The 21246-nt window shown below is 39.9% G+C and carries 16 protein-coding genes; 9 read left to right on the top strand and 7 right to left on the bottom strand.

All coding sequences use genetic code 11. The annotated features are described in order from the left end of the window. The first annotated feature begins 2 nt into the window (after window positions 1-2). Genes HXT51_RS04615 through pknB form a run of 5 tightly spaced genes read left to right on the top strand, consistent with a single transcriptional unit; the run spans window position 3 to window position 7908 of the window. Entirely contained in the window at window positions 3-1841 is a 1839-nt protein-coding gene (locus HXT51_RS04615; protein WP_421776277.1) for a PP2C family protein-serine/threonine phosphatase, read from the top strand. Further along, window positions 1838-3445, top strand: a complete 1608-nt coding sequence (locus HXT51_RS04620; protein WP_421776278.1) for an FtsW/RodA/SpoVE family cell cycle protein — start codon at window positions 1838-1840, stop codon at window positions 3443-3445. Before HXT51_RS04615 ends, HXT51_RS04620 begins: the two co-directional genes overlap by 4 nt. Continuing rightward, a complete protein-coding gene (locus HXT51_RS04625) occupies window positions 3438-4904 on the top strand; it encodes a peptidoglycan D,D-transpeptidase FtsI family protein (RefSeq protein WP_421776279.1) in 1467 nt (488 codons plus the stop codon). Before HXT51_RS04620 ends, HXT51_RS04625 begins: the two co-directional genes overlap by 8 nt. Next, window positions 4901-5866 carry a serine/threonine-protein kinase gene (locus HXT51_RS04630; RefSeq protein ID WP_103084378.1) on the top strand — a complete coding sequence of 322 codons (966 nt, stop codon included), beginning with the start codon at window positions 4901-4903 and terminating at the stop codon, window positions 5864-5866. The genes HXT51_RS04625 and HXT51_RS04630 overlap by 4 nt, the downstream gene beginning before the upstream one ends. Continuing rightward, window positions 5863-7908 carry a Stk1 family PASTA domain-containing Ser/Thr kinase gene (gene pknB / locus HXT51_RS04635; protein ID WP_421776280.1) on the top strand — a complete coding sequence of 682 codons (2046 nt, stop codon included), beginning with the start codon at window positions 5863-5865 and terminating at the stop codon, window positions 7906-7908. The genes HXT51_RS04630 and pknB overlap by 4 nt, the downstream gene beginning before the upstream one ends. A gap of 607 nt (window positions 7909-8515) precedes the next feature. Here pknB and HXT51_RS04640 read toward each other — a convergent pair. Beyond that, a complete protein-coding gene (locus tag HXT51_RS04640) occupies window positions 8516-9628 on the bottom strand; it encodes a class E sortase (RefSeq protein WP_421776281.1) in 1113 nt (370 codons plus the stop codon). Next, window positions 9625-10425 carry a DUF881 domain-containing protein gene (locus HXT51_RS04645; protein WP_415692566.1) on the bottom strand — a complete coding sequence of 267 codons (801 nt, stop codon included), beginning with the start codon at window positions 10423-10425 and terminating at the stop codon, window positions 9625-9627. Before HXT51_RS04645 ends, HXT51_RS04640 begins: the two co-directional genes overlap by 4 nt. 75 nt (window positions 10426-10500) lie before the next feature. Here HXT51_RS04645 and crgA point away from each other — a divergent pair, with 75 nt between their 5' ends. After that, window positions 10501-10914, top strand: a complete 414-nt coding sequence (gene crgA, locus HXT51_RS04650; protein ID WP_103084375.1) for a cell division protein CrgA — start codon at window positions 10501-10503, stop codon at window positions 10912-10914. Window positions 10915-11119: 205 nt separating this feature from the next. Here crgA and HXT51_RS04655 read toward each other — a convergent pair whose 3' ends face one another. Both HXT51_RS04655 and HXT51_RS04660 read right to left on the bottom strand, forming a co-directional pair. Further along, window positions 11120-12511 carry a THUMP-like domain-containing protein gene (locus HXT51_RS04655; protein ID WP_421776282.1) on the bottom strand — a complete coding sequence of 464 codons (1392 nt, stop codon included), beginning with the start codon at window positions 12509-12511 and terminating at the stop codon, window positions 11120-11122. Between the two features lie 657 nt (window positions 12512-13168). After that, window positions 13169-13918, bottom strand: a complete 750-nt coding sequence (locus HXT51_RS04660; RefSeq protein ID WP_421776283.1) for a rhomboid family intramembrane serine protease — start codon at window positions 13916-13918, stop codon at window positions 13169-13171. Between the two features lie 160 nt (window positions 13919-14078). On the opposite strand from HXT51_RS04660, the gene HXT51_RS04665 reads away from it, so the two are divergent. Continuing rightward, a complete protein-coding gene (locus HXT51_RS04665; protein WP_103084372.1) occupies window positions 14079-14297 on the top strand; it encodes a hypothetical protein in 219 nt (72 codons plus the stop codon). A gap of 287 nt (window positions 14298-14584) precedes the next feature. On the opposite strand, the gene HXT51_RS04670 is transcribed toward HXT51_RS04665, so the two are convergent. Further along, complete coding sequence (locus HXT51_RS04670) at window positions 14585-17074, bottom strand: glycogen/starch/alpha-glucan phosphorylase (RefSeq protein ID WP_415692562.1); 2490 nt, start codon at window positions 17072-17074, stop codon at window positions 14585-14587. 288 nt (window positions 17075-17362) lie between these two features. Between HXT51_RS04670 and HXT51_RS04675 the strand changes: the two genes are divergently transcribed. Beyond that, window positions 17363-17734 (top strand): sterol carrier family protein, encoded by a 372-nt coding sequence (locus HXT51_RS04675; RefSeq protein WP_374703759.1) that lies wholly within the window; start codon window positions 17363-17365, stop codon window positions 17732-17734. A 79-nt stretch (window positions 17735-17813) separates the two neighbouring features. Here HXT51_RS04675 and HXT51_RS04680 read toward each other — a convergent pair whose 3' ends face one another. Then, window positions 17814-18188, bottom strand: coding sequence for a DUF3073 domain-containing protein (locus HXT51_RS04680; protein WP_103084370.1), 375 nt, complete (start codon window positions 18186-18188; stop codon window positions 17814-17816). Between the two features lie 143 nt (window positions 18189-18331). On the opposite strand from HXT51_RS04680, the gene trpS reads away from it, so the two are divergent. Beyond that, a complete protein-coding gene (trpS, locus tag HXT51_RS04685; RefSeq protein WP_103084369.1) occupies window positions 18332-19423 on the top strand; it encodes a tryptophan--tRNA ligase in 1092 nt (363 codons plus the stop codon). Window positions 19424-19521: 98 nt separating this feature from the next. On the opposite strand, the gene HXT51_RS04690 is transcribed toward trpS, so the two are convergent. Next, the gene (locus HXT51_RS04690) at window positions 19522-21195 is read right to left on the bottom strand and encodes a threonine/serine ThrE exporter family protein (RefSeq protein WP_421776824.1); all 1674 of its coding nucleotides are present in this window, start codon (window positions 21193-21195) and stop codon (window positions 19522-19524) included. Window positions 21196-21246: the final 51 nt, after the last annotated feature.

The following is a 21246-nucleotide window of genomic DNA, read 5'->3' on the forward strand; positions in this document are numbered from 1 at the left end:
ATATGACTCAATCTGATTCAAATATGGATGATAATACAACTGGAGTTAGTGACGTTAATAATAGTCAGGATTCTAAGGATTCTCTTGCTAATAGTATTTCCACTCAATTTTCAGGAGTTGAAGAAGTAGATAAAGCAAAAGAATTTCATAGTGATGTTTTTTCTGTAGACAAAACTCTGTTTATGTATGCTACTGCTGTTAGTGATGTTGGAACAGTGCGTAGTAATAATCAGGATTCTGCTTTTGCTGGAGAACATTTAGCTGCAATCTGTGATGGTATGGGCGGTCATGCTGGTGGAGATACTGCTTCTACTATTGCTATAAGATCTTTAGCGCATATTGAGCAAGATTCTAGGCCAGATGATGTTAAAAAAGTTTCAGACATGTTAGAAACATCCATTATGGCTGCTCATGACGCTATTGTTGGGAAAGCTAAACGTGAGCGAAAATTAGCTGGAATGGGAACAACTGTTACAGCATTATCTTTAGTTCATAGTTATTGGGTTTTAGCTCATTTAGGTGATTCTAGAGCATATTTATTACGAGATAATCGTCTTATAAGAATGACGTCTGATCATAGCTATGTTCAGCATTTGATTGATATGGGGCATATTACTCCTGAAGAAGCGCGTAATCATCCTCAAAGAAATGTTGTTATGCGTGTTCTTGGAGATTTTGATATTGATCCTCGTCCGGACATTTCTATAAGAATGGCTCATCCTTCTGACCGTTGGCTTTTATGCTCTGATGGTTTATGTGGAGTTCTTGAAGATTCAACTATTCAGGAAGTTATGAGTACTATTTCTAATCAGGAAGAATGTGCTCAAAAACTTGTTTCTATGGCTTTGCGCGCTGGCAGTACAGATAATGTTACTGCTGTAATAGCTGATGCTACTTTGGCTTTAGATGCGGATGCTTTTGATTTGCCTCATCAAACTCCATTAATTGGCGGTGCTGCAAGTCTAGATTTGGAATCTATTGCAGATATTGTAAATAAGGCTGTTTCTTCGACGCCTATATTGCGCGATGACAAATCACCTGCTCAAAGGGCTGCAGCTTTAGTCCAAAATAGTGATCAATCTTCTGAAAATGTTAATAAAGAAAAAACAACTAGGTTAGTTCAGCCTTCTCATCTTCGCGAAGAATCAGTTGAGTTAAATACTCCTGATACAAATGAGATTCCTATTGTTACTAAAAAGAATGGTAAGATTTCCAGCGATCCTAGAGATCCTGATGTTGCTCGCGCTGTAAAACGCGAAAAAGAAGAAGCCAAGAGAGCTAATCATTTACGTATTCGTTGGACGCGTATTGGCGTAGTTCTTGCAACATTATTTGCTATTTGCGTTGTGTGCGGCAGTAGCTATGGAGTTTATGTTTGGACTCAAATGCAATATTACGTTGGAAGCAGCAATGATCATGTTGTTATTTACCAAGGTGTTCCGACGAATATATTTGGATTATCTTTGTCTCACGAAATTGAATCAACGGATATTAAAATTAAAGATCTTGATAAATCTTGGCAAGAAAGACTTAAATCTGGTATTAGTGTAAGCAGTCTTTCTGAAGCGCGTGGGCATGCTGATTTGATTCGTCGAGGAATGTATTCTCGAGAATTAGAAAAAATGCGTAACGACAATAAAATTACTCAGACTGATAAGTCTGATAAGTCTTCCGACAAGTCTGATAAGTCGGATAAATCATCTGATAAGTCTGATAAGTCTTCCGATAAAAAAGATAGTTCCGATAACTCTAAATCTGATTCTCATAAAGATTCTGATAAATCTGAAGAAAATTCAGATAAAAGCAAGGATGATAAAAGTCAGGAGGGTAAAAACTCATGACTTTGACTCGTATTAGACAAATTGCTTTATTAGTATTCTCTATGGTTATTTCCGCTATAGCATTCTTCCAAATGTTTTTGCGCATAGACGGATACATGTCAACAAAATTCGTATCAATGCTCGTACTAATAGCAGTTCTTTACATAATTTTATGGGTAATATTGCTATTTAAAAAGCCTTTTGCAAGTCAGGTTATTCTTCCTTGTATGTTGCTTTTAACATCAATAGGAACAGTAATGATAGCTCGTATTGATAAGCAACTTGGTACGAATATTGCGTTCAAACAGATGATTTGGATATCTGTAGCATTAGTTCTTTCTATTTTGCTTGTTCTGTTCATTGACGATTATCGTATTCTTAGAAGATTCTCATATGTGAGCATGATTATTGGCCTTGTTCTTCTTCTTTCTCCTATGATTCCAGGTTTAGGAAAAGAAATTGGTGGAGCAAGAATTTGGATTGGATTCGGAGATCATACTCTACAGCCTAGTGAATTTGCAAAACTATTCTTATCGTTCTTCTTTGCAGCTTATCTTTTCAATCATAGAGATCGTCTTGCTGTTGGCGGAGCTAAGATTTTTGGAGCTCATCTTCCTAGATTGAAAGACACTGGTCCTATTGCAATAATTTGGGCAGTTTCAATGGGAGTGTTAGTAATACAGCACGATTTAGGAACGTCATTGATGTTCTTTGCAATGTTTGTTTCTATGCTGTATGTTTCAACAGGTAGAAAAAGCTGGCTTGCAATAGGATTCATAGCTTTTGTTATCGGATGCTTAGTTGCAACTAAATTATTCGCACACGTTCAATACAGGGTTGATGCATGGCTTCATCCATTTGATTCAGAAGTTTATAATCGATTCCCTGGTGGTTCTGCACAAATAGTAAGTGGTCTTTTTGGATTAGCTTCTGGCGGAACAATGGGAACAGGTTTAGGTAAAGGCCATCCTGCGATTACTCCTTTAGCTAATTCTGATTTTATTTATGCTTCTGTTGGAGAAGAGCTAGGTCTTACCGGATTATTGGCAATATTAATGCTTTATTTGATTATTATCACCTCCGGCATTATTACAGCTATGAAAATTAAAGATGGATTTGGAAAGCTACTTGCATCGGGATTAGTTTTCACAATGGCTTTCCAAGTTTTCACTGTTGTTGGAGGCATAACATTAGTTATTCCACTAACTGGTTTAACTATGCCTTATATGGCTGCAGGTGGCTCATCATTAGTAGCAAATTACTTACTTGCTGCAATACTTATCATTATTTCGCATTCGGCCAATAAGCCTGAATCTACAAAGCTTTCTGAATCATTCCAATATGAAGCTCTGGCTGCTTTAAGAGAACGTGAATTGCAAGAGCGCGCAGAGAAGGGTGGGAATATTTCTAATAGCGAGGATTCAGAAGGTAATGAGTATTCTGAAGAAGCTGAAGAAGCTGAAGAAAATTCAGAAGGCGATGTAAATAATAATTCTTACAATAATTCATCTTATTCATATAATTCGCTTAATACTCAAATAGATGATGAGTCATGGCCTGAATTGGTTGTTCCTTCTCTTAACACGAATGTTCACTCTGAAAATCGGGGTGATAGAAATGAATAAATGCTTGAAACAGCTTTTTATTACAGTCGTAATTTTGTTTGTTATTCTTGGAATTTCAAGCATGATGATGACTTCTATAAGAGCTAAAGCTTTGAATTCCGATCCTAGAAATAGACGTGCTTTATACAATGAGTTTGGTGCTCCTAGAGGCCCGATATTAGCTTCAGACGGAACTGTATTGGCAAAATCTGAGCCTTCGAAAGACGCTTTTGCTTATCAAAGATATTATCCAGAAGGAAATCTTTATGCTCCTATAACAGGATATTTCTCAATAAGCCAAAGAGCAGATAGAGGTATTGAGGCTTCTCGAAATGAATTCTTAAGTGGAGAATCACACGCTTTATTCTGGCAAAAATTCAAGTCATTGTTCACTGGCATATCAGATAAAGGTGCTTCTATTGAAACATCTATTGATCCAAAGCTTCAAAAAGTCGCATACGATTTGCTTAAAGATAAAAGCGCTGCATTAATTGCGATTGAGCCTAAGACTGGCAGAATTAAGGCAATGGTTAGTACGCCAAGCTACGATCCTTCAGTTTTAGCCATTCATGACACTGCTAAAGTAAATAAAGCTTATAGTGACTTAACTTCAGACTTTGGCAATCCTATGCTTAATCGTTCTATTTCAGAACTTTATGCTCCAGGATCAATATTTAAAACTGTTATAGCTGCAACAGCTTTGGAATCTGGTAAGTATAAGCCAGATACTGTTATTCCAGCTGGTATTAGTTATAAACTTCCAGGAACTAATACTCAATTAACTAATGTTGTTTATCAAGCAGCTGGCAAAGACGGTAAAATTACGCTTGAAGATGCTTTAGCGTATTCGTCTAATACTGCGTTTGCTCAGCTTGGCGTATCTTTAGGATCTGACGCTATTATTCAGCAAGCAAAGAAGTTCGGTTTCTTTAGTTCTATTACTCTAGATGGATCAGACTCTTCAGGGCTCCCTATGAGAGCTGTAACATCTAAAATTCCTCTTAAACCAACACCTGATAAATTAGCTATAGAATCAATTGGTCAAGGAGACGTAGTTGTAACTCCTTTGCAAAGTGCAATGATTGCTGCGGCAATTGCTAATAAAGGTGTTCTTATGAAGCCAACGTTAGTGGATTGTGTAAGATCTAGTGATTTATCAGTTATTTCACAAACTAAGCCAACTGTTATGAGTGATGTTATGAGTGCTGATAATGCTACAAAGTTAACTCATATGATGCAGTCTGTTGTTACAAAAGGCAATCCTCATCTTGCGATACCGAATATTAATGTTGCTATAAAAACAGGTACTGCACAAATTGGTTTTAAGAATCAAGCATTAAATGGTTGGATTATTGGATTTGCTCCGGCAGAAGACCCTAAAATAGCTATAGCGGTTGTTATTCATAACGCCAATAATTTTGGAACTTTTTCTGCAGGGCCAGTTATGAAAACGGTGATGAAGGAGGCACTTACTCGATGAAACTTGTAGAAGGACAATTAGTTCATAATAGATATCGCCTCGATCATCGTCTTGCACAAGGTGGTATGGGTGAAGTCTGGAAAGGCTTTGATATACAGCTAGGACGAGTAGTTGCTATCAAGGCTTTGAGGACTGATACTAATAATGTTGAGGCTAAGTTAAGGCGTTTGCGCGCTGAAGCACATAATTCTGCCAATCTTGCGCACCCTAATATTGCTGCCTTGTTTGACTACTATGAGCATGATGGAATTGGATTCCTAATTATGGAATACGTACCAAGTAAGTCATTGGCTGATTTGTATCATAAAGAAAAAGTAGTAGAGCCAACGCGATTATTGCCTATTCTTATTCAAACTGCTAGAGGTCTTTTCGTTGCGCATTCACATGGCGTTATACATAGAGATGTGAAACCTGCGAATATTATGGTTTCTAAAACTGGCAGCGTGAAAATTACAGACTTTGGTGTTTCGTATTCAAACGATCAAGAGCAGATTACTCAGGATGGAATGGTTGTTGGAACTGCACAATATATTTCACCTGAGCAGGCACAAGGAGAGCAAGCTACTGCGCAATCCGATATTTACTCTCTTGGAATTGTTGCATATGAAGGTCTTTGCGGACATAGGCCTTTTACTGGCGCTACTCCTGTTGATATTGCAGCAGCGCATGTTAATGACCCTGTTCCTCCGCTTCCGGAAAATATAGATTTGCAGCTAAGACAATTCATAATGTCAATGCTTGCTAAAAATCCTAAAGATCGTCCAAAAGATGCTCTTACAGTTGCAAAAGTTCTTTCAAAAATTGAGAGAAGATTGTTAGATCAGCAGACCTCTTTTGAAAATAAAAATTCAACGTTTAATCCCCATAATTCACGGCCTACTCGTCGTGTAAAAAGTGAACCTCAAACAAAAGTAAATATAATAAACATTTTTGATACCAATAATCTCAAGGAGCAGCAATGAGTAATACAATGCCCACCTCATTAGCGAATGGCCGATACCAACTAGGAGAGCTTATTGGCCGCGGCGGAATGGCTGAAGTGAGGATAGCGGAGGATAATCGCCTTGGAAGAACTGTTGCTGTGAAGATAATGCGTTCTGATTTGGCTACTGACGAAATCTTCTTGTCAAGATTCCGCAGGGAAGCTCATTCAATCGCGCAAATGAATAATCCAAACATTGTTAATATTTATGATTCTGGAGAAGAATCAGTAGTTACTGACAATGGTGTTGAAGAATGCTTGCCATACTTAGTTATGGAATACGTTAAGGGCAAAACTCTTCGCGATATTCTTAAAATGAATGGCGCTTTAAGTCAACGCGATGCTGAGCAAATAATTCTTGGCGTGCTGAATGCATTAGAGTATTCGCATCGAATGGGAATTATCCATAGGGATATTAAGCCTGGCAATATCATGATTTCTGAACAGGGCGTTGTTAAGGTCATGGATTTTGGTATTGCTCGCGTATTGGATGATTCAGCAACAACTATGACACAATCTCAAGGTGTTGTTGGTACTGCACAATACTTATCTCCTGAGCAAGCTCGTGGAGAGCAAGTTGATATGCGATCTGACCTGTATTCTGCAGGATGCGTATTGTATGAGATGCTTACTGGAAGACCTCCTTTCATAGGTGATTCCGCAGTTTCTATCGCTTATCAGCATGTTTCTGAAGTTGCAACTCCAGTAAGTACTTTGGTTCCAGGTTTGCCTGTTATGTGGGATAAAATCTGCGCTAAAGCTATGGCAAAAGATCGTCAAAATCGTTATGCTACTGCCGCTGAGTTTAAAAATGATGTTCTTGCTTTCATGAATGGTGGTGTACCTGTTGCTGCCGCTTTTAATCCTCTAACGGATCTTGCAAATATGAAAGCACGTAAGCAAGCAGAAATGTCTGCAAGCCAAAACACGAATACTTTTGATACTGCATCTACGCAAACTTTTAATCCTATTGCTCAATATGGTGATGATTTTAGTAATACTGGAATGTTTGCGACTCGTGCAGCTCAGCGTGCTGCTGTTCAAGCTAAGCAACGTAAGAAGACAGTTATAACCGCTGTAGTTGGTGTTATTGTAACGCTTGTAGTTATAGTCGGTTTAATGTTTATCCTCATGATAACTAGGAATTCTGGGGATGTTGTTGTTCCGGAGTTCAGAGAAACCACAACTCAAGATGCTGCTCGTGAAAAGTTGCGTTCTCTAGGTTTGGTAGCTGAAGTTATTTACGATAATAATTCTACTAAACCTGAAGGTACTCTTATAAGGCAGTCTCCAAGGGGTGGAGAGCATGTTTCTTCAGGATCCAAAGTCACTTTGTGGTTCTCTGCTGGGCCTCAATCCACTAAGATCCCAGATGTAACTAATCTTTCTCAGCAAGCCGCACGTAAAGCGCTAGAGCGCGCTGGATTTAAGGTTGCAGGCGTGAGCGTGGAAGATAGTGCGGATGTTAAGAAGAATCATATAACTCGAACTGATCCTGTGGGTGGAGCGTTTGCAGATAAAGGTTCTGCAATCACTTTGTACATTTCTTCTGGAATGACTAAAGTCCCAGATGGAATGGTTGGACGTCCTAAGGATTCAGTTATCAGCGAATTGCAAAATCTTGGATTTAGTACAGATAGCACTACTGAGGAATCTGATTCTGTAGATGAGGGTTCTGTAATTCGTTTGGATCCTTCATCGGGAACTGTTGTAAAGCCTCATAGTTCAATTAAGGTTTACGTTTCCTCTGGTAAATCAAAGGTTGAAGTACCTCATATTGCTTTGGGTACTGTAACTGTGAAGCAAGCAAGGACGATTCTTGAAGCTAAAGGCTTTAAAGTTGTAGTTTCGTCATCTGCTAAAGATGATGATATTGTATCTGAAATGTCTGCTACTGAAGGAAATAAGATTGACAAAGGCAGCCAGATTACGCTTACAGTTAAGTCCTCTGGTTCTTCAGATGACTATGGAGAATCGCGTCCTGGCTCGTCTGATTCGTCTTCAAATGGCGGCAACAATTAAGCCTAAGCTTAGCTAAGCTAAGCAGATGACAGTTGCTTAAATTAGAGCGTGTGAATAAAAGTTCGCGCGCTCTATTTTTTTGCGAATCGATTGCATTCGCGCTTAAAGCTGCTCTGCCTAACTAGTAGCAGAGCAAGTCGTCGTGCTTATTTGGTGTGTAAGTAAACAAAAGCAAGAGTGGTTTCTTGGTTTTGTTTACTTAAGTAGCGTGTTGGTAAACAAAGTTGGGGGAGTGTTCTTGGTTTTGTTTACTTAAGTAGCGTGTTGGTAAACAAAGTTGGGGGAGTGTTCTTGGTTTTGTTTACTTAAGTAGCGTGTTGGTAAACAAAGTTGGGGGAGTGTTCTTGGTTTTGTTTACTTAAGTAGCGTGTTGGTAAACAAAGTCGGGGGAGTGTTCTTGGTTTTGTTTACTTAGATCATATATAAGTCCACAAAACTAAGCGCGACGACCTGCCTAAGCACTGATCCTCACTGCTAATTGCTGCTCGGCTGAGATTGCTCAAAGTTGAAAGTCCAGTGGACTTTAAACTATAGACATCTTTAGTGAGACGTAACAAAAAAGACGGCCTACGAGCCGCCTTCTTTGTTATACATGCCTTATTAAATATTAGATTGGTGTGTAATTAGACATGCTTTGCAAGAATGGAACCGTTGAAGATAGCCATGGGAATATCCACTGCAACAGAACCATAGAAATCATCAAGTAAAGCAATAGCTGAAGCAGTATTCTCATTGGTAAAATACCAGGTTGGATCCTAGCGATTCCTCCAAAGATGCTGAAATCTGGCTTAGGCTTTAAACCAGCGCGAATGCTACGTAGCAACGGCCAACGCCATGCTACTGCGCTAGCAATAAACACAAGCACATACAAAATAACAGTAACAATTATTGGCATTACCAAAGAATCAAGATGAGAGATAAGAGATTGCTGTTCGTTGTTAATGAAACGTATTTTTCCGTTTGAATCTACAGTAGAAAGCTCTTTTGGAATTCCATCTGAAACTTTAGCCCAATAATCAAATTCGCCGTAGCTAATCCAACGATGAGTTGGGGTAGAATACCTTGGCTCGCAAGTTGTTAGGGTTACCATGCGCTTAACAGGGTCCTTACCAGGGTGCTCAGGATTTGGCGCAATAACTTCTGAGTGGCTAGGAGTCACAATCTTATAGCTTGTGTACTTGTACACATACCAATAATTCTTAGTACGAATAATAATCGGATCTCCAGCCTTGAGCTTATCAACATCGCCTAAAGGCTGACCATAACCTTCGCGGTGGCCTGCAATACCAACGTTTCCCATTTCGCCAGGTAACTGCGTGTTTTCATAATGGCAAAGTCCTGATCGGTTTAAAAGCTCAAGAGTAGAGCCTTCTACAAGGTTTCGCTCCCACTGATTACCGAAGCGTGGAATATATACGCGAGCAAATAATTCGCCAATCTTTGCTTTTCCTTCTACAGGAGGTTCACCAGATTGTTTTGGAGCTATTTTTGTTTTATTACCTTGGTCAGGATTAGTCCAAGAAACCGACGAACGTGCTGCTATTTGTGCATGCTCTGATTGTGCGCTAGTCCACCACAATTGCCAAACAATATAAAGTATGCATATAACAGCGCAAGCAATGAGAATCTCACTGAGTACGTTTACAGCTTGCCAAAAAGGACTAGTTCGCTTCTTAGCAACCCCGTATTGATTACTTTGCATATTCGTAGAGTGCCTCATGCTACTCCTTCGTTGTTTCTAAAATGACTCTGTAAATCATTGGCCTTAATATCTGTTCTTCGTGGAACAGTCGCATATCGTAATGGTTGTAGTAAAGCTGAAGCTTCAGGGAAACTTAATTTCTTCATCTTTTCTACTTTCCACCCCAAACCAAAAGCACTTACATAGTCTTTATACGTTTGAATCGCTGGAGAATTGTTCAGCGCTTCTATCATATTTTCAGTAGAGCCAATAGCAGATATTTTATATGGTGGTGAGTACTGATGTCCTTGTAACATCAAAACATTTCCTATACAAATAGCAGCAGAATTAAATAATACTCTCTGATCTTGTATAGTCATTGCTTCAGCGCCTCCGCGCCATAAAGCATTAACAACGGCTTCAATATCTTGTTGGTGTATTACGTAATCGTTTATATTCGCAGAAGTTCCAGATCCGTTTACGGCAGATTTCCATAAAGGTGAATCATTAAGAGTTACGGTTATACCCGGACCTTGTAATGCGGGTAGTACAGTACTGCTTTCAGCACCTGAAATAGAATTTGTTTCGCTATTATTTCCCAGAGTTTTATTTAACAGATTTATTTGCGAATCTAGTTCTTTAACATCTTCTCTTAAACTTTTAGCTCTTTGAGAATTACGTTCGACCATCTGCCCAGTATCGGAAGTTATAAAAGCAGTGCGATTAACACGTAAATTCGTGACAAATAAATACCCTGTGAAAGCAACAGCAATTGCAACAGCAATGCTACTAAGCATGGATTTTCTTGCTGCATGCCGTCCTGTTTGCTTTGCCATAATACTTCGTTTCTTTCCGCGTTCGAGTGTAACTATTATTATAGCGTGTAGCCTATTGATTGGAGAGTTACAGTTATGGCTGACGAAGAATTAAAAGCGTTGAACACGACTGCAGCTGATGACGCTGCTGGGGCAAGCGAAAATAATAATGAGGAATCTCATGACGATTTTTATGGCGTCCCTATGGATAAGGTAGAAGCTGTATTGAATGCTACTGCTGATAAGTCTACTTTGACTCCGCAGATGCAGCGTATGATGCAGCGTCAAGCTGAAAATACGCGTCGTGTTGAGGAAAGTATTAAGGGCACTAAAGCGAATGCATCGTGGTTTGTTCCGCTTTTCTGCACGTTAATGATAGTTGGATTGCTTTGGGCAGTTGTTTATTACTTAAACCCTATGTATCCAATTCCTGGTATTGGTGCCTGGAATCTACTTATTGCTGTTCTTATTGCGATGGCAGGATTCCTTATGACCATGTATTGGCGCTGATGCTTAGATTTTTGTGGCGTTGGATGTACTCTAATATTCTTTGATATTCTCTGATATTCTCTGATATTCGATGTTAATTCAACGCCACAATTCTATATAATCTAATTTTTTTTTTAATATTCTTTTATTGTTTTTTGCTGTTTCTTGCTTATTTAAAAATCTTATTCTGCTGTAGTTTATCTTGTAGTATTTGTTCTGCTTTAGTTTATTCTGCTTTAGCAAAAATCAAAATATGACGATTAGTTGAATCAGTAGTCGCAATAATACGAGTCTGCCCGCCGTCTTTAACGCGCAATTTTTTTCGTAAAGCATCTACAGACATAGGGAAGTTTCTTACCGCAATATTCGCATATGTGATTCCGTTAAGAGCTTCCTTCAAATCGCGCTTATTCATGCTGCATATATTCGTAATAGTTAGCATTTTTCCAGGAAATTGTTTTATTGGATTTTGCGAAACAAAAACGTGGCTATTAGACGAAATCTGCTTAACTTCGTATAGCTGCGTTAAAAGTTCAAAACAGCCAGATTTCATAATAGAAGCATTAGGCTCGTAAACGTAACTCGCATAGTTTTTTAAATATTCTAAAGAATTGTTTGAGTAATCGTTTAAGGAATTTACAGAAGAATTATTTACTATACGCGATTCGTAATCGTTATTTTCGTTTGAGATATTTTTTGAGATAATTTCTATGCGATTTGATGATAAATCATATTTTGCGTAAAAAGTTGTAAGCTGATCGTCATTAACGCAATTAATAACAACATTTGTATGTATATCGTTATCTAAAATTATTAATAATTCTTTACACTCGTTTTCGCACGAAACAATGTGCAACTGTGAAACGTTACCCTTAAAATCTGCTATAGTTTTGCGCCAATCGAGCATTGGAGAAAGCTTAATCATAACAAAATCAGCAATGCTAAGTAGCTGCTGTTTAAGTAATAAGACATTTGGAGTGCAATCTTCAATTGCGTAAGTTCTAGATCCGTGTGAATTTCGTCTTGCTGGATCTACATAAATCATGGTTATTTTATGGGTACTTTGAGCGCTTTGTGTGTTTTGAGCGTTTTGATTGGCAGATACGCTAGATATAGCTGTAGTACTGTCTGTATTAAAGCAATATACGTTATTTTTGCCTAAAATTTGCATGTTATGATGAACAATACTTGCTAATTCCGGCTGCTGTTCAATATATATAGTTTTTTGGAATAAATCAGAAAGAATAGTGCAATCTACTCCAAAACCACCAGTTAAATCAACTAGTGTACGTGTGTTTTCATCGTTTTTTCCTAGGGAATCAATCAATTTTTTAACTATAAACGCTTTGTATTGCGCTGTTGCTTGTGATGAGCATTGCTCTAAAGAAAGATGCACTGGATAAACTATGTCATCATATTTTGCCCATAAAGGTAATTTTGTTTGCGCTATTTTGCGGCCTGCGATTTGATTAATAGCATAGTGAACGTCTATTTCAGCATTGCGCGATGCTTTAAGAGCTGCCTGATCTGAAGTTAAACTCGCATTTTCCTTAATAAAATTAAGAGTTTTAAGCGTCGGCTTTGTGATTTCTTTTGGGGCATCTAACTCTGAAAACATAATATTATTTTTGCTTGAAGTATGGATGTAAAAGATTTAAAAACAGCAGCATTTAGTTTATCCACGATAAGTTTAAATTGTGGATAACTTCTTATACACATGCACACAAGGCAAAAAAGACTGACTTATCAACGTTTGTGTATAAATATGTGGATAACTTTTGCATATATTGTGGATTTAGTCCCAACTTATGCCCAGGTTATCCACATTGCTATCCACAGGTGTGGAAAACTACACGCGTGTAATTTAAATATTTATATTTTGCCAGATTTTCCTAACCGATGTTGCTGAGCTCTCGGAGTTTCTCTCATCGCAAGATTTTTACATTGCTCTAAGAGAAACTCCGACAGCTCTTGGCATGTTTAGTCTTTTAATCTTCGGTTAATCACCGAGATTTTTCAATTTTTCTTCTTCGCTCAATGAATCACCACTTCGTGCTGCGAATCGACTTGCATGAGCGCTTAAAGCGTAGCGCGCGAATGCACTTCGATGAGTGAGCTTGCTCAAAGTTGAAAGTCCAGTGGACTTTCAACGCAAGCGAAGACGTGAGCGCTCTGTAACGCGCGAGCTATACATTTCGCTCTGGGCGAAAAATCTTAAATCTCCGCCTAGCTAGTAGCAAAGCATATATTGTAAGTAAAACTATAATTTAAACATTTATATTTGATTTACGGTTAAGTCGCTAAATAAATCTAATCCATACGCAAAATAGAAGCATGCCACTGCTATAGCTACGAGAATTATTAAAAGCAGGATCGCATAAATAGCGAAACGTTTGTTTAAAGAAAGATTTTTAAAAATATGATTGTTTAGACTAAGCAAAGCGGCTAAAACAAATCCGACTACTAATCCACCTACATGAGCTTGCCACGCTATATTAGGAACAATAATCGGCAAAGCTAGAGTAATAGCAATCCAAATAAGCGTGCCTCTAACATCCTGCCTTAACTTCCACTGTGCTACTAGAAGCGCGCCTATAAGCCCCATAATAGCCCCTGAAGCTCCAACAGATGCAATCGCAAAGTTCTTAGTAATTGTGCAATATAAAACAGTTGCTACATTTCCTCCCAAACCAGAAAGGGTATATAAGAAGAAGAATTTCCATTTACCGAAGAAATGCTCAAGTTCTAATCCTAATGAATATAAGCAAAGCATGTTAAAGAAAATATGTCCTATTGATAATGAGTGGACGAACATGGACGTGAACCATGTCCAACTTGTTTTAGTAATGAGATAAGGGGAGAAGGCCGTATTTTCTATGAATATTTCATAAGTATTATGTGAGAAGGTGTTAAGAATTATTTGTACAATCCAAACCAACACGCATGCATAAATAATTATATATGTGGCACTTTTTCCATTTATCTTTAATTTTTCTAATAAATGTTTTACTGGTAAATTGTTCATGAAATAACATTAACTATGTGGCTGCACAAATATACAAAATTTATTGAATATAGTACTGGTACTGTCACGTAAAGTTACTATTATTAGACATAAGCGAAAAATCGTGGTAAGGAATAGTTGACTTGGATGAGCAGGTCAGCATGACCCGAAAGGAGCCATTATGGAGAACAAATCCTCCAGCGGTTGGAAGTTCTTTGCACTGCTCTTCGGAGCACTGCTCGCAGGTGTTGCCGCATATTACATTTATAAGAAGCATAATCCTGATTATGATCCTTGGGAGGAGCCATGGGAGAACAGCTCTTCACCAATCGATTTGGGAACTACGCCAAAGAAGGTAACTGCTGAGACAACAGATGAAGAAGTTGCCTCTGAAGATTAGTAATTATAAGAATATATTTCATATCTAATATGGTGATGGATACTTTTAGCTTCTGTCACCATTTTTTGTTGCGTATTTTGCTTATAAGTCGTTTTTGACCAGAGCGTGAAGGATTCACAAGAAAGCCAAGGATGCGCAAAAAGTATACCCAAAAAGGGTCCGCAAAAGATTACGCAAAAAGTCTATATAAAAGTTAAATAAAGAACTAAATAAAAAACCAAAAAGGCGGAAACTGATTAACAGCCTCCGCCTTTTATTTTTATGTATTGCTATTAGAGAATACTCAATTACTCAGCAACGTGTGCTGGAAGAGCACCAGTGTGCCAAATGCGATCGAGATAATCTTCGATAGAGCGGTCAGAAGAGAAGTAACCAGAGTTGGCTACGTTCAAAACTGCCATGCGAGCCCACTTCATTGGATCGCGGTAAGTTTCCTCAATCTGAGCCTGAATATCCATGTAAGAGCTGAAGTCAGCCATTGCCATGAAGTAATCGTGGGTAAGCCAATCGTTGACGAGTGGCTCGTACACGCTCTTGTCGCCATTGGAGAAGGTGCCGTCAGCAACCATGTCAACAGCGGTCTTCAAGCGAGGATCAGACTCGTAGTACTTGCGGGAGCCGCCGTGATCGTAGCCTTCAGCGTAGAGCTTCTCAACCTCGTCAACAGTCATGCCGAAGAGGAAGAAGTTCTCAGCGCCAACGCGCTCGCGAATTTCAACGTTTGCACCATCGAGAGTACCAACAGTCAAAGCACCGTTCAAAGCGAACTTCATGTTACCGGTGCCGGAAGCTTCCTTGCCAGCCTGAGAAATCTGCTCATCCAAATCGGTGGCAGGAATCAAGTTCATTGCCAACTCGATGTTGTAGTTTGGTGGGAAGAACACTGCAAGCTTGCCCTTGCATGCTGGGTCGTTATTCACCACGCGAGCAACATTGTTAATGAGCTGAATGGTGAGCTTTGCCATAGCATAGCCTGGAGCGGACTTAGCGCCGAAGAACACGGTGCGTGGAAGCATCTTGTCAACGTCGATTGTGCCGTTCTTAATTCCAGCGTACATGGAGATAACCTGGAGGATCTTCATGGACTGGCGCTTGTACTCGTGCAAACGCTTGATGATGGTGTTGAACATAGTGTCTGGGTTGATTTCAAAGCCATACTTCTGCTTTGCGAAATCAACGAAGGCGAGCTTGTTCTCTTGCTTAACCTTAGCAAACTTCTTAACGAAGGAAGGATCGTCAGCCAATGGCTTCAAACCTTCGAGAAGCTCCAAATCACCCTGCCATGCGTCGGTGCCCAAGCCCTCAGTAATAAGAGCAGACATGCGTGGGTTGCTCAATCGCACGAAGCGACGAGGAGTTACGCCGTTAGTAACGTTCTTGAACTTATCTGGGTAAACGCTGGAGAAGTCCTTCAAAGTGACATCCTTCAACAACTCAGAGTGAAGCTCAGCAACACCGTTAACGTAAGAACCACCGTAGGTAGCCAAGTAAGCCATACGAACTACAGCACCTTCGCCATTTTCGTCAGCGTCGGTAGCGATGCGCATGCGCTCAACCTGATCCTCAGCAACGCCCTTACCGCGAAGCTCATTGCGGAACTGCTCACTGATGCCCTGAATAATCTCAAGGTGGCGTGGCAAAAGTTCGCCGATAAGCTTGGCTGGCCAAACTTCCAAAGCTTCTGGAAGCAAGGTGTGGCAAGTGTAGTTGAAGGTCTTGGTGGTGATACCCCAAGCGGTGTTCCAATCGTAGCCGTACTCGTCCATAAGAACGCGCATAAGCTCTGGAATACCGATAACTGGGTGAGTATCGTTCAACTGGAAGTTAATCTTGCTTGGGAAGGTGGTGAGATCCGGCTTATCCTGACCTGGATAGAATACGCGGATAGCATCATGAATAGAAGCAGCTACGAAGAAGTACTGCTGCTCAAGACGCAAAGCCTTACCTTCTGGAGTGGAATCTTCTGGGTAAAGAATCTTAGAAATGTTTTCCGCTGCAACCTGTGGTTTAACAGCGTCCAAGTAATCAGACTTGTTGAAGGTGAGCAAATCAAACTCGTCGTAAGACTTAGCAGTCCACAAACGAAGAGTATTTACGCGACCAGAATTATAACCTGGAACCATGTAATCAACTGGTACTGCACGAACAGACCAAGCTGGCTTCCATACGCGCTTGCCGTTTTCTTCTACAACTTCACCACCGAAGTTGACGCGCTGGTCACGACCATAATCAATGTGACCCCATGGCTCTTCATTGCTAAGCCAGTAATCAGGAGTTTCTACCTGCTTACCTTCTTCATCAAAGCGCTGCTTGAAGATGCCGTAACGATACTGGATGCCGTAGCCAAATGCTGGAACGCCAATAGAGGCGAGTGAATCAATGAAGCAGGCTGCGAGACGACCCAAACCGCCGTTACCCAAACCTGGCTCATACTCAGCATCGATAACAGCCTTTGGATCAAAGCCAAGCTTAGTAACAGCCTTATTGAATTGGTCAGTAAGACCAGCGTTCAACAAAGCGTTCTCAAGCTGCTTGCCCATCAAGAACTCTGCGCTCAAATAGCCCACAGCCTTGGTATTGCCATTAACCATGTCATGCTGAGTCTGCATCCAAGAGTCCATCAAGTGACGACGAACTGCGGTAGCAGCGGCAACATACACATCTGCCGTAGTGGCCTGCTCTGGCGTTACACCCTGGGTGTACTTGAGGTGCTCTTGAAGTTCTTTGGCAAATGCCGTCGCAGTAGTTTTGGCTTTCGGCGCGACGTGTTTAGTCATATTTGACTCCTTGTGCCGTTTGATATATTTCCTAAAAGTGTGCAGCCTAAGACTTTGTGTTTAGGCAATTAAACCATCACCATTTTGCAGATAACTTTTTCAGATAACTACAAGAGGCATGTGAATGCACACGATAAACCCAATAATACCACAACCCCAATCCCTTAAATGTTGGTATATAACGTCTTAAGACAAATATATTGCTGAAAGTATGTTGCTTAGAAGATAATAAAAGACGTGTCAGTAATACTTGAACGAGATATAGCACGAGGACAGAGTGCTTTAAAAATTTGGAATGATCTTGCGCTAAAAGCAGTTAATAATGAAGTTAATGCAATGAAAATAAATAGCAATATTTTGAATATTAGCCGTACTGACGAAGCTCTTGCTGTTAGATATTCATTGTATGTTCTTGAAAATAAAGTTCCTGGCTGCGGAGTTGAAGTAAGAGTCGCTCCTTGGGGAGCTGTAAAAATCCTAGAAGGCCCAGAATCTGACCCTCACAACTTAACTCCTCCAGATGTTATTGAATTAGAGCCAAGCGTTTGGTTGCGATTAGTTTGCGGAATAACAAAATGGGATGAAGAAAAAGAAGCTGGGAATATAAGCGCAATGGGCGAACGAGACAATTTGAGCGCAATATTACCGCTAGAATTATAAAATTCGGGTAAACTGCGCTCGAATTGCAACAACAATACTATGCAAAAAGCAAAAGTCGCGTAATACTTTTACTTACTTCTTACTTCTCACTTTTATGCATAAAGTTTGGTACAGGCATAGGTATGTGATGGTGAATAGCAGAGTGCGTATTTGAAGACGATGAAGTTTTTTCACTATTCATCGCCTTTGCAGCTGATTCTGCAGCCCATTTAGCATACTCGTCTAAATCATCATCTACAGCTTCATACTGAGTAGAAGATGTAGTATCTTCGTTATCAAGATACTCGCCGCTACCTTCGTAGTTTTCAGTTGTTTCACGTGGATCGACGGATTCTTGTTCAAGCTCATGAGCGTTAAGCTCTTTAGCAAGCTCGTCATAATCCGTATCGGTCGTCAGGTACTTGAGCTTACGGGCAATTTTCTGTTGCTTTGCCTTCTGTCGTCCGCGGCCCATCTGACCCCCTCTAAAAATTCTGTAACAATCAATTCATCACACAAGAGCGTACCACTTAACCGCAACCGCGTATATTGTCTGAGCAAACTTTTACGATAAAAGCCATATTTTAAGCGTGAAAACGCGTGTGCAAGGAGTTGTAAATGGCGCAAGAAGCACAGGTAACAGCTGTAGGTAATGAGATGAGTGCAAGCTTTGTGGCAGCTAGAAAACGTTCAGATGCTACATTGGAAAAATTGAAGACCAATCCGTCGTCGTTTACTATGCTTACTGGGGATCGTCCTACAGGTAGATTGCATTTAGGTCACTACTTCGGTTCCATTAAAGAGCGTGTTGCAATGCAAGAGCGCGGCGTAAAAACGAATATTATTATTGCAGATTATCAAGTAATTACAGATCGAGATACAACAGAACACATTGAAGATAATGTGCTAAATCTCGTGCTTGATTACATGGCTGCCGGAATTGATCCTGAAAAAACAATGATTTTTACTCATTCGGCTGTTCCTGCAGAAAATCAACTTATGCTGCCATTCTTATCTTTAGTTACAGAAGCGGAATTGCATAGAAATCCTACAGTAAAATCTGAAATGGAATCTTCAGGTCACGCTTTAACAGGCTTATTGCTTACTTACCCAGTTCATCAAGCTTGCGATATTTTATTCTGCAAAGCAAATGTAGTGCCGATCGGTAAAGATAATTTGCCTCACATTGAAATTACTCGTACGATTGCACGCCGTTTTAACGAAAGATACGCGAAGAAAAATCCAGTTTTCCCAGAACCTGCAGCAATACTTTCTGATGCTCCTGAAATTCCAGGATTGGATGGTCGTAAGATGAGCAAATCTTATGGTAATTCAATTATGCTCGGAGCTACTGCTGAAGAAACTGCTAAGTTAATTAAGAAGAGTCCAACTGATTCTGAGCGTATGATTACGTTCGATCCAGTAAATCGTCCTCAAGTTTCTGCACTTTTGACTACTGCTGGTTTGGTTACAGGAAGAGATCCTAAAGAAATCGCGGAAGAAATTGGTAACTCTGGTGCTGGGGCCCTTAAAGCTTATGTTATTGAAAATGTGAATAACTTCTTGGCACCTCACAGAGAGCGTCGAGCAGAATTAGCAAAAGATATGGATGCTATTCGCGATATTTTGCACGATGGCAATAAGCGTGCAAATGCTATTGCGGAGGAGACTCTTGCTCAAGTTCGTGAAGCTATGGGAATGAAGTACTAATTAAATTTCAATAAGTAAATTAATAAACAATAAAGCCGCTCGCAAGAAAACTTGTAAGCGGCTTTTTGTTAAAAATTAACGGGCTGAAACTTAGAACATCACACGTCGTAACGCCAGTTTTTATCTGTGATAACTCTAGCTACAGCAAGTCCTATTGGAAGGCAAATAATCACCATAAAAGCTTTAAAAGCCCAATTTAAAGCAGGGATAGTGTTAAATTGCCCAAGATAGAACATTGCCCTGTACATATAAAGTCCTGGAACCATAATCACGATTGAAGGAACAGTAAGACTTATTCGAGGATATCCCAAGTATTGAGGTGCCCATCCGTGGCGAACTATAGATCTCCAGGCTGAAGCTAAAAGTCCTGCTAGAAGTGCTCCTGTAAAGGCTGATATTTCAGCAGAAATTCCAAAGTCAACCATAGTTAAACGAAGTGTATCTGTGATTGCTCCTATAGCGCCGGCAACAACACACATTCGTTGTGGAGAATTAAATAGCACGGAGAATCCCCACACGCCAGCAAATGCTGTAATCATTCTTAAAACAGCATTTAACCATGGGTTTAATCCTAAAGGAGTGAAGCCTTGAGGATTTAGTTGTATAAGACTTGCAACCATCCAGCCTGCTAAAGTTCCCATAAGAATAATTGCAACCGTATAAGAAAGACGTTGTATTCCAGACGGGAAATCTATTTTCGCTATATCCAATCCACCTGTGATAAGCGGAAAACCAGGAATAACGAATAATACTGAACCAATATAAGCAGTATTGTGTAATGGTGCACTAGGGTCAAATAAGCCTATAAGCTGTAATGAAGCAATGCACGCAGATGCGCCGATAGCAACAGCGACGAATGTTACAACGAATTGATTTAGATGGTGCATGAGCATTCTTCTGCGAACCCAGTGACCTATTCCTGCTCCAATGAATGCGCCAATCATATCGTAAATGCCGCCGCCAAGAAGGAACGCGAATGACGCACATGCTACAGCAGAAGCGAGTCCTGCAAACCAAGGTTTATACAAAGGTTTGCGGTTTTTAATGAGGTCAAGACGATCGTGAACTTCTCTAACAGTAAGAGGCTTATGCTGTTCTTCATCCAAATTTTGTGAATTATTAACGTGTGAAAAATGTTCCTCATAAGCATTTTCTGGTTTTAAAGCAAAAAGTCCTCGAGGTTTTTCTTTTGCTATAGCATCGCAAATCGCTTTATTTTCAGCGCGTTTAGTTTCATCTTCTTCAGATTTTTTAGCAGCTTGGACTATGGTTGTTTCATCGTCTGAAACTTGTAAAGTATCTACTAATTCTTTAGAAACAGTTGCTTTAGAGTGATAAAGCGCATCGTTTCCAAGTTTCACGTTAAACCAGTCTGCAAAATGCTCAAGAAGCCAAATTCTCTCCGTATTTACGCCTGTTGAAGGCAAATCAACAACTTCAGTAATACGCGAATGCTTATCAGTGCAGGTGGCTTCGATATCTGTGAGATTTACGTCTGCTCTTACGCTTACGCCCATGGGTTCGCCGACGCTGTGCATCAGCTCTCTAACCCTATAGCTTCCGGTTCCAGCGCCTAATCCTAGAGCACCAACTCGAACGATAATACTTGATTTTGCAGCTATGCATGCTTCTGTAACTGGTTTATCCCAATCTTTTTCAACGTCATCCATGTCGAGAGGAATCGCGTGCGTGAAAAATCTTCCGGATGGTTTTCCTACAACATGGCCATTAGGCAAAATTTTAGGATTATTTTTCGATTCTTTATTATTGATATAACTTTCTCTATCTGAAGGAACGCTATCTTTAAAAAGACTGTCGATATT

It is taken from the genome of Gardnerella sp. KA00255 (assembly GCF_049244095.1).
Lineage (GTDB): Bacteria > Actinomycetota > Actinomycetes > Actinomycetales > Bifidobacteriaceae > Bifidobacterium > Bifidobacterium vaginale_F.

Bases quoted from the DNA above. Each gene is read 5' to 3' on its own strand.
- HXT51_RS04615 (WP_421776277.1), top strand. From the start codon at position 3: ATGACTCAATCTGATTCAAATATGGATGATAATACAACTGGAGTTAGT.
- HXT51_RS04620 (WP_421776278.1), top strand. From the start codon at position 1,838: ATGACTTTGACTCGTATTAGACAAATTGCTTTATTAGTATTCTCTATG.
- HXT51_RS04625 (WP_421776279.1), top strand. From the start codon at position 3,438: ATGAATAAATGCTTGAAACAGCTTTTTATTACAGTCGTAATTTTGTTT.
- HXT51_RS04630 (WP_103084378.1), top strand. From the start codon at position 4,901: ATGAAACTTGTAGAAGGACAATTAGTTCATAATAGATATCGCCTCGAT.
- pknB (WP_421776280.1), top strand. From the start codon at position 5,863: ATGAGTAATACAATGCCCACCTCATTAGCGAATGGCCGATACCAACTA.
- HXT51_RS04640 (WP_421776281.1), bottom strand. From the start codon at position 9,628: ATGAGGCACTCTACGAATATGCAAAGTAATCAATACGGGGTTGCTAAG.
- HXT51_RS04645 (WP_415692566.1), bottom strand. From the start codon at position 10,425: ATGGCAAAGCAAACAGGACGGCATGCAGCAAGAAAATCCATGCTTAGT.
- crgA (WP_103084375.1), top strand. From the start codon at position 10,501: ATGGCTGACGAAGAATTAAAAGCGTTGAACACGACTGCAGCTGATGAC.
- HXT51_RS04655 (WP_421776282.1), bottom strand. From the start codon at position 12,511: ATGTTTTCAGAGTTAGATGCCCCAAAAGAAATCACAAAGCCGACGCTT.
- HXT51_RS04660 (WP_421776283.1), bottom strand. From the start codon at position 13,918: ATGAACAATTTACCAGTAAAACATTTATTAGAAAAATTAAAGATAAAT.
- HXT51_RS04665 (WP_103084372.1), top strand. From the start codon at position 14,079: ATGGAGAACAAATCCTCCAGCGGTTGGAAGTTCTTTGCACTGCTCTTC.
- HXT51_RS04670 (WP_415692562.1), bottom strand. From the start codon at position 17,074: ATGACTAAACACGTCGCGCCGAAAGCCAAAACTACTGCGACGGCATTT.
- HXT51_RS04680 (WP_103084370.1), bottom strand. From the start codon at position 18,188: ATGGGCCGCGGACGACAGAAGGCAAAGCAACAGAAAATTGCCCGTAAG.
- trpS (WP_103084369.1), top strand. From the start codon at position 18,332: ATGGCGCAAGAAGCACAGGTAACAGCTGTAGGTAATGAGATGAGTGCA.